Raw genomic sequence first — 13576 nt, 5'->3', positions numbered from 1 at the left:
TTTATAACCCTTTTTGATTGATTTTCCTTAAAATCTAGATACATAGCTCAGTTTAAATTTAAAAATAGACCGAAACACCTTGATAAATAAAATATAGGCCGACCGCTGTGAGTAGAGCGGCAAAACATTTTTTCAACATGGCCGCTGAAAGTTTATGCGCGACTTTTGCACCCAGTTTCGCGGTGATGAAACTCATAACACTGATGCCAATAAAAGCATAAATATGGACATAACCAATACTATGCGGCACTTTAACTGCTGTATTTGAGCCAAACCACATAAAACCTATTGCACCTGCAACGGCAATAGGTAAACCACCTGCAGCCGAAGTAGCCACGGCTTTTTGAATGACCACACCATGACGAAGTAAGTATGGAACAGTCAAACTTCCGCCACCAATACCAAATATTGCTGAGGCAACGCCAATTCCGCCACCGGCAAGCATTTGCTTGGTATTAGAAGGTAAAGACTGAGTCACATCGACAGACTTACTGGCACCAAAAAACATACCATATGCCACCCAAACTGCAAAAAAACCAATTAATAACTGTAAACCTTGACCAGACAAATAATCAGCAATTCCTGCACCTAAAAATGCACCTAAAGCCAAACCCGGCGCTAAATTACGAAAAACCTGCCAAAGTACTGCACCACGTTTATGGTGTGCTGAGACCGAGCTAATTGAAGTCACAATAATGGTGGCCAAAGATGTGCCTAAAGCCAAGTGCATAATCACGGAAGGATCATAATTGAGTTTAGTAAATACAATATATAAAATCGGTACAATGATCAGACCACCACCCACTCCAAATAGGCCTGCAGCAAAACCCGCCATTGCACCAATCCACAAATATATGATTAACTCCATGATTCACATTCCACTATTGCTTGATTTAAATGGATTTAGAGACCCGTCAACTGCAAAAAATTCTTGATGACGCTGGGCAAAACCCCGAAGTGTTAATACTCAAACCCGTCACAACATCCACCAATGATGATGTGCGTGAAATCGCAATCAACGGCATTCAAAGTGTTTTGGTTTGTAGTACAAAGCAAACCCAAGGTCGTGGACAACGCCAACGGCAATGGGTTTCGCCAGAAGGCAACATCTATTTAAGCACATTGTTGAATACAGAAACACCTATTGATGGCCGACTGGCTCTTGAAATTGCACTGAATATCTTACAAATGCCGAGCATTAAAGACTTAAACCTACAAGTCAAATGGCCAAATGATTTGTATAGCCAGCACGGGAAATGGGGCGGAATTTTGGTCGAACCCCTCTCTCCGAATCAAGTCATTGTCGGTGTTGGAATCAATCTAGAGCCGATTCCCAAAGACAATATTGAACAGCATGCGACATCGCTTCGCGAATTAGGCCTCGACAATATTTCGCGTATTCAGTTAATTTCCGAACTTTATCTGGCAATTCAACAAGCCAAATCTTGGTTTGATCATAATTGCTATAATTTGGCGGCACGTTTTAATCACTATGCAGCTTTTAAAAATCAAGGTGTTGAGTTTGAACATCATGCGGGTCTTTGTTCAGGCATTTTTTTAGGAATTCAAGATGATGGATCGGTCAATATTGATACTCACGCAGGTTTAAAACAATTTTATCAAGGGCGTTTGCGCTGCTTAGACAGCTCTACTTAGAGAAAGACAATGAAGAATTTATGGCTAGATATTGGGAATACGCGCCTAAAATATTGGATTACCGATAATCATCAGATTATTGAACATGCAGCTGAAATGCATCTTCAATCTCCAGCCGATTTACTTTTAGGCTTGATTCACCATTTTAAAGATTTGAACCTGAACAATGTCGGTGTTTCTTCAGTTCAAGATCAAAAAAATAATGACCGTATTCAACGTATTTTAAAAACCTTAAACGTTCCCATTATTTTTGCCAAAGTCCATGCTGAATATGCAGGTTTAAACTGTGGTTATGATAATACCACTCAACTGGGCATTGACCGCTGGTTGCAAGTATTGGCAGTCGCCCACAATCCGCAGCAAAACTATTGCATTATTAGTTGTGGCACCGCGTTAACGATTGATCTTGTCGATGGGTTACAGCATTTAGGCGGATATATTTTACCTAACCTGTATTTGCAACGTGATTCACTTATTCAAAATACCAAAGGCATTAAAATTCCTGATGCGGCTTTTGACCAACTCACGCCAGGTCGAAATACCATTGATGCAGTTCATCATGGCATTCTCTTGGGATTGGTCAGCAGCATTGAAAATGTCATGCAACAATCCCCCCGAAAACTTATTTTAACGGGTGGTGACGCACCTTTATTTGCCAAGTTTCTATCACATCATCAACCACATATAGAAACTGATTTATTGCTCAAAGGTTTACAACGCTATATTCAACACTCTCGGCAGAACTTATCTAAAGCTTAAATAAGGCTGGATAGCCTGCCAAACTTCGGGCAATTCTGTACAGCCTTCTGAGTCAATAAAATGACCTTGATGCTGTGCAGAAATCACCGTCGCCTCTAAACTTTGTGCTTGTTCCAAACTAAATTTGGGTAACACTCGATCATCCCCTTGAGAGTAAATCACTGTACGATGTTGAATCTGCTCTTTTAGAAACTCAAAATTAATTTCTGCCGCATCGATAAAAGGGTTTACCTCATCAAGCCGACCTAAACGACCATTAAAACCTGCCACAAGTACCAATTGCTTTATTTTTTGTTGATGCAATTTTTTTGAGAGAAAATGTAGGGTCGCTATACAACCTAAACTGTGCGCAATAAAAATACTGTTTTCATTGATTTCTTCAATCTGCTCATCCATTTGTTGTTCCCACACCTCAAGTCTAGGCGTAGTTGAAGGATCAAGTCGCAGTACTTTTAAACCAACCTTTTCTTGTTCGGCTTTTTTTAACATCCAAGGAAACCAGTTTTCTTCAGGACTCGCTGTATAGCCGTGGATGACATAAACTTGTGTCATTATTCTGCTCTTTTATTTTAAATATCATTGAGTGTGCCGCAAACCCCTCTGATTTCGGGTAACTAAATGTTGGCTTTTTCTTAATACATCTGTGTATGAAAATTTTAAATCTATATTTAGTTAAGAAAAAAAGGCGCACAAAGCGCCTTCTTATCATTTTAAAAATTATTTTTTTGGATCATTGCCGCCAAACAATGGCCCCATACCGCCACCACCGCCAAATTGCTTTTGCATTCCACCAAGTGAACGCATCATTTTGGCCATACCCGATGGATTGGCAAATTTCTTCATCATTTTGGCCATTTGTGCATGTTGTTTAATCAATTTATTGACTTCAACTACATCCATACCACAACCTGAAGCAATACGCTTCTTACGACTTGGATTCATCAAATCTGGATTACGGCGTTCTTTGACCGTCATCGACTGGATAATCGCTTCCATTTTTTTCACTTGTTTTTCAGGGTTCGCTTGAGCTATCGCATCCTGAATTCCGGAATTGCTCATGCCAGGCAGCTTGTCCAAGAAGCCCATCATGCCGCCCATTTTATTCATTTGTTCAAATTGCATCAGCATATCTTCAAAGTTGAAGCTGCCGCCTTTTTGCAATTTCTTCGCCATTTTCTCGGCTTTGTCGCGGTCGACTTTACGCTCAAGCTCTTCGACCAGTGACAGTACGTCACCCATACCCAAAATACGCTGTGCCACACGTTCAGGATGGAATGGCTCTAAAGCATCAAGCTTTTCACCCATGCCTAGGAATTTAATTGGCTTGCCAGTGATTGCACGTACTGAAAGTGCAGCACCACCGCGAGCATCACCATCAGTTTTGGTTAAAATGACACCCGTTAACGGGAGCGCATCATTAAAGGCTTTTGCCGTATTCGCCGCATCCTGACCCGTCATGGCATCGACCACGAACAAAGTTTCAGTTGGATTAATGGCTGCGTGAAGCTCTTTAATTTCGTCCATCATGTCATCATCGACATGTAAACGACCTGCGGTATCGACAATCAATACATCAGCAAACTGAATTTTGGCTTGTTCAATCGCACGAGTAACAATGGTAATCGGCTTTTCATCAGCACTTGATTCTAAGAAAATTGCACCGACTTCGCCTGCAACCGTTTGTAGCTGTTTAATCGCTGCTGGACGGTATACATCGGCAGAAACCATCGCGACTTTTTTCTTTTGACGTTCTTGTAAAAAACGTGCCAGTTTTGCCGCAGTGGTGGTTTTACCCGCACCTTGTAAACCCGCAAGCAACACGACTACAGGCGGTTTTGCTGCAAGGTCAAGGCTCTCATTGGCCTCACCCATCATTTTTGTCAGTTGATCATGGACAATTTTAACGAATGCTTGCCCAGGTGATAACTGTGTCATCACTTGTTGGCCTAATGCTTCTTCCTTAACTTTCGCGATGAACTCACGAGTTACAGGTAAGGCAACATCGGCTTCAAGAAGTGCCATACGTACTTCACGTAACGTATCTTTAATATTGTCTTCTGTTAGCTGCCCTGAGCCAGTAACATTTCTTAAACTCTGCGTGAGTCGTTCTGTTAAGGTATCAAACATTGCAAAATCCGCTTAAAATGGTTGTTGCAAAAAAATCTTTCTTAAAATAGAAAATTTATGCATAGAATGCTATAGGATACTGTAGTTCGAGGCGAATTTATATAAATGAATATTCATCATCCTGAAAAAGGTTTGACATGATCAGTCTCCCCTTGGTGTACACGATCTTAGCGTTAATTGCCTATACCACGTCGTTTTGGTATTTGTTTATTAACCTCATGGCTAGACGTGATTCAAACCATTGGTTTATTGGCCTTGTCCTAGGCTTAGGTTTAGCCTTACATGCCACAGTTTTATACTATGACATGTTGACGCCAATGGGCGTTAACTATGATGTATTTGTACTGATGTCATTTACATCTGGACTGATGTTACTTCTGAGTCTGCTGTTTAGTACCTACCGCCCTATTTTAGCACTCAATCTGATTGGTGTACCCGTTGCTGCCGCAGGATTGATTTTAGGTTTTACCTTCAGTCAACCGACTCAATTTATTGAACAACGTAGCTGGGGTTTGGACATTCACATTATTTTGTCCCTGTCAGCATACGCTGTATTGTTAATGGCAACCATACAGGCAGTCATTTTATGGTTTCAAAATCGCGAACTAAAAAATAAACAAAAGAAACGTTTTTGGGTCAATTTACTGCCTTCTTTTCAAGCTATGGAATCGCTTTTATTCGATTTGATTATTACTGGTTTTATTTTACTCACCATCGCACTCGGTTTTGGCTTTTTCACAATTGAAAATTTCTTTGCACAACATCTAGCGCATAAAACAGTATTTAGTATTATTTCATGGTTTGTGTATGGCACGTTATTGGTGGGACATTATCAATTTGGCTGGCGCGGACAAAAAGCCATTCGTTTTACTTTAATTGGTTTTGGCTTACTGGCGGTTGGTTTTATTGGTTCTAAATTTATTTTAGAAATGGTTTTAGGCAAATAGAGCTTTTTTGTTTAGATTTACCAAATGAAAGCTGTGAAATAGTGGCTAAATATTAATTAAACCTGAAACGTCATAATTTAATAAGGCTTTTATAAAAAAATAAACAATTGATTTATATTAAAATAAGTATAATTTCAACCAATATTAAAAAAATTGATTCAATATTTGACAAAACGTTCCAAAATACCTACTATGCACCCTCAGCTTACCCCATCTCTGGATCATCCATGAGTGATGAAAAATCAAATCTTCCAGGCCGTCCTAGACAGTTTGAAGATAAAGAGATCATCGATGCCGCCGTAGCCGTTTTTAGTACCAATGGCTATGCAGGTACTTCTGCACAAAATTTGTGTGATAGTACAGGTTTAGGGCGAGGAAGTTTATATAATGCTTTTGGTAGCAAACAGGCCTTATATGAACAAGCTTTATTACGTAGTCATGAACAAACCATGGCAGCACAATTATCCATTCTCAAACAGTCAGGCCTGTTCAAAGATCAATTACGATCCCTTTTACTTTGGGGGATTGCCGAAGATCTTTCACAATCGGAACAGCACGAAGCTATGGTCTTATTCTCTGCTTTGGAAATGGGAGATAAAGATCAGGCCGTCTCTAGCCTGAATCAAGAATATCGACAACGCTTAGAGAACTCTCTCCTCGCAGTATTTGTCGAAGGGCAAGTTAATGGGGAATTCAGTCGCAAAGCTTCAGCACTTGAAATGGCGCGAGGCTTTTTAGCTGGTTACTACGGGTTACGTGTACTGAATAAAAATATTTCAGATAAAAGTTTTCTGGAAGATGTGGTTAATGGCCTTTTAGCCAACTTGTAACTGCATCACCAGCACAAATGAAATAAAACCCTCAAATTTTGTAATGATCGTTAAAGAATAGGAATGCGTTAAAAAAATGCCGTTAGCAGTATATATATTGGGTCTGGCAATTTTCTCAATTGGCACAGCAGAATTGATGGTCGCTGGTATGACCGCCACTTTATCTCATGCCTTTGGAATTAGTGTCGGTGATGTTGGACATTTAATTTCATATTATGCCTTTGGGGTCATGCTAGGTGGGCCTGTACTCACCTATTTTTTCCTCAAATATAAAGTTCAATATCGAAAAGTCTTACTGATTCTTTTAGCACTCTATGTCGTGATCCAAGGCTTAAGTGCCTTTATCTCCAGTTATGCTATTTTGGTCGTCATCCGCCTTGTCACGGGTGTTTTATGTGCAGGCTGTTTAAGCCTTTCACTCGCCATCAGTATGGCGATGGTTCCGAATCATGATCGTCCACAAGCAGCAGCGATTGTTATTGGCGGCTTTATGATTTCCACTGTGTTTGGTGTCCCTCTTGCGACGATGATTGATCAACAATGGGGCTGGCGCATTACTTTTGGCTTAGTCGCTGTGTTGGTGTTTATTTGTCTCATTCCTCTAGTACGTCTCTTGCCTAAGGTAACTGGTGGTGGGCAAATCAAAATGGAAGAAGAGATCAAAGCCTTTAAAAATAAAGCCTACTGGAAAGCCTGTGCAACAAGTTGCTTAATTTTAGGTGCAAGCTTTGCGGCATTTAGTTATTTTGTCCCTGTATTGGTCGATATTACAGGGTTTAGCATGCAAGTCGTACCCTTTATTTTAATGGCATTTGGTTTTTCAAATATTGTGGGCAATACAATTACAGGTCGCTTAGCACATCATCACAGTCTTAAAATTATGCTCATCGGACTCACTGTATTAAGTATATCTTTGTTCGCTTTTGCAATCTTTGCCGAATATAAAACAGTAGCGATCATCGCAATCATTTTGATTGGATTATCTGGTGTTCCAATGAATCCAGCCATGATGGCGAGAATTGTCAGTGTTGCGCATCCAGGCCCTATGGTCAATGCAGTTCACACCTCAGTAATTAATATTGGTTTAGGTGGTGGCTCCTATCTTGGTGGTTTAGCGATTACAAATGGTTATGGATTACGTTCAGGTTTGTGGATTGGTGCAGTATTAGCCGTGTTGGCATTAGTTTCAATTTTGCCTTACATACGTCATCGTCAACGGGGTTGGTCTTAATCTTATTTAAATCAGATTAAAGCTGAGCGCAAAATAAAAAACAGCAGAATTCATCTGCATCCAGAAAATTAGACTCTTCTATTCTAATTTTCTGGATGCATTTTTATAGCTAAATCTTCTCAAGAATTTAGCCCCGAACTGGTTCACTGTTACTTATCTGGTTTTAGTAAACGAATGACAAGCGAAAAATTCAAAGGCTTTTCAAATCGATACTAGAAAATGGGTGAAATCATTTAAAACAGCATGAAACAACAGGGCTTAGTATAAAAAATAAAACTTTAACTCGTCTCAACAACTTAATGTTTCAACTCTACAAAACACCTGCAATATCCTCAGTATAAGAGCGATAGTCAAACCTATATCACTCTAGAATATTTCAAAGCCCTTTTCCTAGACATCTCCCTGAAAAAAACGTATAACACCACTTTTTGATTTGATTGGTAACACCTCTGTGAAACTTATCCTTGCACCCATGGAAGGCTTAACCGATCCGATCATGCGTGATGTACTCACCCATATTGGCAGCTTTGATTGGTGTGTCACTGAGTTTATTCGTGTTACGAATTCAGTCTTACCAGATCACGTTTACCACACCTATTGTCCTGAATTATTAACTGAGGGTAAAACTGCGGCAGGCACTCCCGTACATGTACAATTTCTAGGCAATGATCCTGAAATGCTGGCAGCCAATGCCATTCGCGCTGTAGCACTTGGCGCACCTGCCATTGATATGAACTTTGGTTGCCCTGCCAAAACTGTGAACCGTCACCGTGGTGGTTCAGTGCTGTTAGATGAGCCTGAAGTGGTTTATCAACTGGTCAAAGCCGTTCGGGATGCTGTACCTAGCCACATTCCAGTATCTGCAAAAATGCGGTTAGGTTATATGGACAGAAACTTTACTTTAGAAAATGCACATGCAATTGAAGATGCAGGTGCTGCTTGGGTAACAGTACATGCGCGAACCAAAGCCGAAGGTTATACGCCCCCTGCATTTTGGGATCAGCTCCAACCCATTCGTGAAGCACTGAAAATTAATGTAATTGCCAACGGTGAAATTTGGACCAATAACGATGCCAAACAGTGTCGTTTAGAATCAGGTTGCAACGATTTAATGATTGGTCGTGGTGCAGTCACCACTCCTGATTTGACCCAATGTATCCGCCAAAATTTAGATGAACCGCTCATCACATGGGATGAGCTTTTAGCCCTACAAATTCGTTTCTTACATGGCCCTTATAAAAAAGAAATTAATATGGTGGGACGCTATAAACAATGGCTTGGGATGATGTCCAAGCATTACCCTGAAGCAAAAATGCTATGGAATGAAGTCAAACGTATCAAACAACTCAGTGAAATTATTTACCTGCTTCAAAGTAATTCAGCTAAATAAGATCGTCCTAGACGCTATTCTTCAAAACCTATTTAAAGGTTTCGAATAGGCTAGCCGAATGTTTCAATAATCAATTTTTTCCGTTGCGTTGTTGCAGATTAGCAACATGTAAGCGGTCTGTTTTCCAAGATTTTTCCAGAATCTCTTTCTCTATTCGCAGTTGAATTCGTTTCAGTTTTATCGCTGGAATAACCTCATCTTTAAAACATTTTACATAGTCAGTCCACGCCTTTCCTCTAAATACATTCACAGGCATCACTGTTTTAAATTCACAATCAGGCATAAATACAATCACAGAATGTAAATATTCAGAGGCAACAATATCAATCAGGACAGCTTCTAAAACCTTTTGATGTTTATAGTTTGGATGCAGTGGATTTTGAAATTTATAACTCTTCTTAAAGATTTTTTGTGTCCACATTTTTTGGCGTTCACCCCCAAAAAATCCAGCCTTTATAGTTTTTGGTTTCGATAATAAAAATGCCGTACGGGCTTAACAAGATATGATCTATTTGTGTTGTACCCGACTGCTCATCTGGTAAAGTACAATTATTGAGTAAAATATAATCTTTAGTTAAGTATTTTTTGGCATGAACACTCACAGCGAATTCGCCAAATTTCCCTTTTAAAAATGGCGTGAAGGCTTTAAAAAGACCCAATCCAACAAAAAGGAGTATCATCCACCAAAAGGTTGAAAATAATTGACCGAATATTGTTTCCATTATTTTACCATCTTTAATTTTAGATAGAATAATAACGATTATTTGATTTAAATTATTGTTTTTCTAAACAAAGTAGAATTTTTTTATTGTCTAACCCACCTGCAAATCCGACTAACTTTCCATTCATACCAACTACACGATGGCACGGCGCAATAATCGAAATTGGATTTTTCCCGTTAGCTGCACCCACAGCACGAACTGCTTTGATATTTCCCACTTGCTCAGCAATGTCACGATAACTTCGGGTTTCACTAAAAGGAATATCCAGTAAAGCTTGCCAAACTCTCTTCTGAAATTCGGTTCCTTCAAAATCTAATGGCAAATCAAAGCGCTGTCGTGTACCTGCAAAATATTCACTTAATTGTTTTTGGGTTGCCAACAAAATTGGATGATCCACTTGTTCAATCAATTCTGCTAAGCGAACGCGTTTTGGGTTTTCATTTTCCCAAAGCACCGCAACTAAAGCATTTTTTGTCGCGACTAATTTTAAAATACCAACAGGAGAAGGCATTTCCATAAAAGCGAGTTCCATTGTCTTCTCCTGTCGTAAAATTTATATTCAGTTTTATGATGATGACAGTTTCATCAACACTAATCCAGAAACAATCAAAACCGCAGCCAACATACGCATGGCAGATGCAGGTTCACCCAAAATAAAAATCCCCACCAGAAATGAACCTACTGCACCAATGCCTGTCCAAACTGTATACGCTGTACCAAGCGGTAAAGTACGCATTGCATAGGCCAGCAAAGCAAAACTCAAAATCATAAAAATGATGGTAATAATGCTAGGTGTAAGCCGTGTAAAACCTTCTGAAATTTTCATGGTGTATGCCCATACAATTTCAAAAATTCCCGCGAGTACCAGTAAAATCCAAGCCATGACGACTATGCTCCATTTAATTAGAGTCAGGTCGTCCTGACGAATTGTCTTGGCTAAACAAAAGCTACGCCAAGGGAGGTCGTTCCTCCAACAACATCTTATTATATAAATAATGAGTTTAAATGGGGACAATTTTTACATCTTTTGACTCACTTCTTCTACTAAAAATACGACTGGCATTGACCCGTCGTATTTTCTTCAGCACAAAAACTAATCTAAAATTTAAAACGAATACCTACACCATAGAATAGTTCATTTTCAGAAGACGATGATTTCTGCCATGCCGTTTCTTGAACCCCTTTGTTATATCCGTATGCCAGATCCATAAAAGGCATCACCTTTTTATTGATCTCATAACGTGTTTCCACACCCACCTGTACTGAGTTTAAACCGTTCTTTTTGGCATAGTTGGAATCGTCACTCAACATGATATTCATATCTAAATATGGCTGAACAATCAATTTTTGCGTAAGCAACAGATCACGTTCAGTTTCTAAATTAAGAGAAACTTGACGGTCTTGCCCGATATATAGATAAGCATCCGTTTCAAAAAAATACGGTGCCATACCATGAAGACCGAATACGGCATCGACTTGATCTTGATCAATTTCACGATTTGGATCATTACGATAACGGAGACCCGCCTGTACATCCCAAAAATCAGCAACATTTCGGCTATACAACAGTTTGGTATCATATTCAGCTTGCTGTGATTCCACTTTATCGGCATGAACTTTAATAAAAATTTTATTTTTATCCGTCCCAATTCGAGTCTCAAGTTCGGACTTTAATACACCCTGCCCCTCATCATTACGCAACCACTTACTTTCCAGTGTTGTCTGTTGATAAATTTGTCCACCATGTTCTTTCAAATGCGCTGCATGATCAAACTGCTGATCCGATTTATATGCAGAATCATCTGAGCCTAAATGTGCATGCTGTGGAGGTGGTACTTTCTTTTCTTCAATAAAAATCTCGGATGCTGCTGACATTTTTGGATGCTGTGAGTGATCCATCGGGATGTCTTCTGATGGCTGAGTCTGCGGTTCAGACATCGACATGGCCTGATGGTCTTCGTGGGCAAAACTCTGTCCACTGAGCAATAAGAATGATGCACTCAATGTGCTCATTGTAAATAAATTAATGATGCGCATGTGAGTCTCCTTGCTTAACTGGACTTGAGGTAGCGGGTGTCGTTGCTGCTTGATTTCCATCTACATTCGCCACAATCAATTTACTCATCATGCCTGAGGACATGTGATACAGCAGGTGACAATGAATCGCCCATTCGCCTAACTCATCTGCAGTGAGCAAAGCAGTTACCGTTTTACCTGGCGGCACAATCAAAGTATGTTTATTCGGCAGTTGACTGCTGCTTTGCCCATTTTCCAACTGCATAAACATGCCATGTAAATGCATCGGATGCGCCATCATACTGTCATTGATAAATTTCAAACGGATGCGTTCACCATATTTCACCTGTAAAGGTTCTACTTCAGTAAATTTTTTTCCATTTATGGTCCAAATATAACGCTCCATTGTGCCACCTAAACGAACTTCGAGTTCTCGTTCTGCTGGACGGATATCTTTTTGCGGGGCTAAAGATTTTAAGTCACTGTATTGCAGTGCTTTATGACCTGCGGGTGTCGAAGCATTAGCCCAACCATAAACTGGCTGTTCCTGATCATCCACTGTTGGTTTCGCTGCTGCATGTGCTGAATGATCCATCTGCTGCTGTGGCGTAGAATCAGAGTTGACTTGATGTTGCGAATGATCAGTAACTTCGGCATGGCGCATTTTCGTACGATCTATTAGCGCAGAATCGTATTTCATCATGGAGTGATCCATTTGACCATGATCCATTTGGCTATGGTTCATCTGCTTATGATCCATCTTGCCATGATCATCCGAAGAACCATGCCCCATATCTTCCATCGTCAGCAAAGCACGTGGACGTGCTTTAGGCATATGCATCACATGTGCCTGTGCAATGGCTCCATTATGCAATGTACCAATTGCAAATCCACTACGGTCAATGGATTCTGCTTCAACCTGATAGTGATCGGCCTTTGGCTCCACCACAACATCATAAGTTTCTGCAGTTCCTATACGAAATTCATCGACAACAACAGGTTGAACAGGCTGACCATCGGCACTTACCACGGTCATTTTCAAATTTGGAATGTTGACATCATAAAATGACATAGCGGAGGCATTCACAAAACGCAGTCGGACTTTTTCATTCGGTTTAAACATACCCGTCCAGTTTTGTTCAGGCGTTTTACCATTCATCAGAAAGGTATAACCAGTAACATCAGACAAATCCGTTTTCAACATGCGCATTTGATTCCACATGGAACGATCCTGCCATGTGCTTTTTAAACCGTCGCGTTTTACCTGTTTTAAAACATCGGCTACGGTTTCACGCTCGTTTTGATAGTACTCTGCTGATTTTTTCAGATTTTTCATAATCTGATCGCTGGTCGATTCATGAAAATCGGACAGCATCACCACATAATCACGCTCTGTTTGTTCATGTATTGCAACGGGCTTTTTATCTTTCGGATAAATCACCAAAGCACCATATAAACCGTCCTGTTCTTGTCCTTTTGAATGAGCGTGATACCAATAGGTGCCATTCTGACGCACTTTAAAACGATAGATAAAATCGCTTTGTGGCTTAATTCCTTTAAATTGGTTAAAACCGGGTACACCATCCATTAAGCCAGGCAGCAATAGACCGTGCCAGTGAATAGAGGAATCTTGATTTTTTAGCTTATTATGCACATGAATAACAGCTTCATCCCCTTCTTCAAACTCTAAAAGCGGTGCAGGAAATTGACCATTCACGGTAATACGCTTGAGTGGCTTGCCTGTAATGTTGACCGTTTGTTCATCAATATTCAGATGATATTCTTTAACTGCGGCACATACCCAAGAGGATGTCACCAAACATACGCCCACAAGGAGACTTTGACTTAATTTTATAGACATGACTTAACCTGTAATTTAAAAATGAAAATGTTTTTTA

13 protein-coding genes and 1 pseudogene are annotated in these 13576 nt (G+C 40.0%); 6 read left to right on the top strand and 8 right to left on the bottom strand.

Annotation, left to right across the window (positions count from 1 at the left end; translation table 11 throughout):
- Nucleotides 1-58: 58 nt before the first annotated feature.
- Nucleotides 59-868: a sulfite exporter TauE/SafE family protein gene (locus GA0116959_RS12460; RefSeq protein ID WP_092720949.1), complete on the bottom strand. Its 810-nt coding sequence runs from the start codon at nt 866-868 to the stop codon at nt 59-61.
- Between the two features lie 29 nt (nt 869-897).
- Between GA0116959_RS12460 and GA0116959_RS12455 the strand changes: the two genes are divergently transcribed.
- Both GA0116959_RS12455 and GA0116959_RS12450 read left to right on the top strand, forming a co-directional pair.
- Complete coding sequence (locus tag GA0116959_RS12455; RefSeq protein ID WP_092720948.1) at nt 898-1656, top strand: biotin--[acetyl-CoA-carboxylase] ligase; 759 nt, start codon at nt 898-900, stop codon at nt 1654-1656.
- A 9-nt stretch (nt 1657-1665) separates the two neighbouring features.
- Entirely contained in the window at nt 1666-2415 is a 750-nt protein-coding gene (locus tag GA0116959_RS12450) for a pantothenate kinase (protein ID WP_092720947.1), read from the top strand.
- Here GA0116959_RS12450 and GA0116959_RS12445 read toward each other — a convergent pair.
- Together GA0116959_RS12445 and ffh are read right to left on the bottom strand one after the other, a co-directional pair.
- Nucleotides 2401-2967: an RBBP9/YdeN family alpha/beta hydrolase gene (locus GA0116959_RS12445; protein ID WP_092720946.1), complete on the bottom strand. Its 567-nt coding sequence runs from the start codon at nt 2965-2967 to the stop codon at nt 2401-2403. The genes GA0116959_RS12450 and GA0116959_RS12445 overlap by 15 nt on opposite strands.
- 165 nt (nt 2968-3132) lie before the next feature.
- Nucleotides 3133-4542 carry a signal recognition particle protein gene (gene ffh, locus GA0116959_RS12440; protein ID WP_053578645.1) on the bottom strand — a complete coding sequence of 470 codons (1410 nt, stop codon included), beginning with the start codon at nt 4540-4542 and terminating at the stop codon, nt 3133-3135.
- A 137-nt stretch (nt 4543-4679) separates the two neighbouring features.
- Between ffh and GA0116959_RS12435 the strand changes: the two genes are divergently transcribed.
- The 4 genes from GA0116959_RS12435 (at nt 4680) to GA0116959_RS12420 (ending at nt 8940) form a co-directional block, all read left to right on the top strand.
- Nucleotides 4680-5489, top strand: coding sequence for a cytochrome C assembly family protein (locus GA0116959_RS12435; RefSeq protein ID WP_053578646.1), 810 nt, complete (start codon nt 4680-4682; stop codon nt 5487-5489).
- Between the two features lie 227 nt (nt 5490-5716).
- The gene (locus GA0116959_RS12430) at nt 5717-6319 is read left to right on the top strand and encodes a TetR/AcrR family transcriptional regulator (RefSeq protein WP_092720945.1); all 603 of its coding nucleotides are present in this window, start codon (nt 5717-5719) and stop codon (nt 6317-6319) included.
- A 76-nt stretch (nt 6320-6395) separates the two neighbouring features.
- A complete protein-coding gene (locus GA0116959_RS12425; protein WP_092720944.1) occupies nt 6396-7550 on the top strand; it encodes an MFS transporter in 1155 nt (384 codons plus the stop codon).
- A gap of 451 nt (nt 7551-8001) precedes the next feature.
- Nucleotides 8002-8940: a tRNA dihydrouridine synthase gene (locus GA0116959_RS12420; protein WP_092720943.1), complete on the top strand. Its 939-nt coding sequence runs from the start codon at nt 8002-8004 to the stop codon at nt 8938-8940.
- A 70-nt stretch (nt 8941-9010) separates the two neighbouring features.
- Here the strand turns inward: GA0116959_RS12420 and GA0116959_RS12415 are convergent.
- The 5 genes and pseudogenes from GA0116959_RS12415 to GA0116959_RS12395 all read right to left on the bottom strand — a co-directional run bounded on the left by GA0116959_RS12415 (nt 9011) and on the right by GA0116959_RS12395 (nt 13539).
- Nucleotides 9011-9662 (bottom strand): annotated as a pseudogene (locus tag GA0116959_RS12415) (nuclease-related domain-containing protein).
- Nucleotides 9663-9714: 52 nt separating this feature from the next.
- Entirely contained in the window at nt 9715-10194 is a 480-nt protein-coding gene (locus GA0116959_RS12410; protein WP_092720942.1) for a methylated-DNA--[protein]-cysteine S-methyltransferase, read from the bottom strand.
- A 33-nt stretch (nt 10195-10227) separates the two neighbouring features.
- Nucleotides 10228-10545: a quaternary ammonium compound efflux SMR transporter SugE gene (gene sugE, locus GA0116959_RS12405; protein WP_092720941.1), complete on the bottom strand. Its 318-nt coding sequence runs from the start codon at nt 10543-10545 to the stop codon at nt 10228-10230.
- Between the two features lie 215 nt (nt 10546-10760).
- The gene (locus GA0116959_RS12400; protein ID WP_092720940.1) at nt 10761-11699 is read right to left on the bottom strand and encodes a copper resistance protein B; all 939 of its coding nucleotides are present in this window, start codon (nt 11697-11699) and stop codon (nt 10761-10763) included.
- Nucleotides 11686-13539: a copper resistance system multicopper oxidase gene (locus tag GA0116959_RS12395; protein ID WP_092720939.1), complete on the bottom strand. Its 1854-nt coding sequence runs from the start codon at nt 13537-13539 to the stop codon at nt 11686-11688. Before GA0116959_RS12395 ends, GA0116959_RS12400 begins: the two co-directional genes overlap by 14 nt.
- Nucleotides 13540-13576 lie beyond the last annotated feature (37 nt).

Origin of the sequence: Acinetobacter albensis, from assembly GCF_900095025.1 — a bacterium.
Classification (GTDB): Bacteria; Pseudomonadota; Gammaproteobacteria; order Pseudomonadales; family Moraxellaceae; genus Acinetobacter; species Acinetobacter albensis.
The sequence above is the reverse complement of the archived record's forward strand: the minus strand, read 5'-3'. Positions and strand labels throughout refer to the sequence as shown.

Excerpts from the sequence above, each read along its gene's own strand:
- GA0116959_RS12400 (WP_092720940.1), bottom strand. The coding sequence starts at position 11,699 with ATGCGCATCATTAATTTATTTACAATGAGCACATTGAGTGCATCATTC.
- GA0116959_RS12395 (WP_092720939.1), bottom strand. The coding sequence starts at position 13,539 with ATGTCTATAAAATTAAGTCAAAGTCTCCTTGTGGGCGTATGTTTGGTG.
- GA0116959_RS12435 (WP_053578646.1), top strand. The coding sequence starts at position 4,680 with ATGATCAGTCTCCCCTTGGTGTACACGATCTTAGCGTTAATTGCCTAT.
- GA0116959_RS12450 (WP_092720947.1), top strand. The coding sequence starts at position 1,666 with ATGAAGAATTTATGGCTAGATATTGGGAATACGCGCCTAAAATATTGG.
- GA0116959_RS12430 (WP_092720945.1), top strand. The coding sequence starts at position 5,717 with ATGAGTGATGAAAAATCAAATCTTCCAGGCCGTCCTAGACAGTTTGAA.
- GA0116959_RS12460 (WP_092720949.1), bottom strand. The coding sequence starts at position 868 with ATGGAGTTAATCATATATTTGTGGATTGGTGCAATGGCGGGTTTTGCT.
- sugE (WP_092720941.1), bottom strand. The coding sequence starts at position 10,545 with ATGGCTTGGATTTTACTGGTACTCGCGGGAATTTTTGAAATTGTATGG.
- GA0116959_RS12410 (WP_092720942.1), bottom strand. The coding sequence starts at position 10,194 with ATGGAACTCGCTTTTATGGAAATGCCTTCTCCTGTTGGTATTTTAAAA.
- GA0116959_RS12445 (WP_092720946.1), bottom strand. The coding sequence starts at position 2,967 with ATGACACAAGTTTATGTCATCCACGGCTATACAGCGAGTCCTGAAGAA.
- GA0116959_RS12425 (WP_092720944.1), top strand. The coding sequence starts at position 6,396 with ATGCCGTTAGCAGTATATATATTGGGTCTGGCAATTTTCTCAATTGGC.
- ffh (WP_053578645.1), bottom strand. The coding sequence starts at position 4,542 with ATGTTTGATACCTTAACAGAACGACTCACGCAGAGTTTAAGAAATGTT.
- GA0116959_RS12455 (WP_092720948.1), top strand. The coding sequence starts at position 898 with ATGGATTTAGAGACCCGTCAACTGCAAAAAATTCTTGATGACGCTGGG.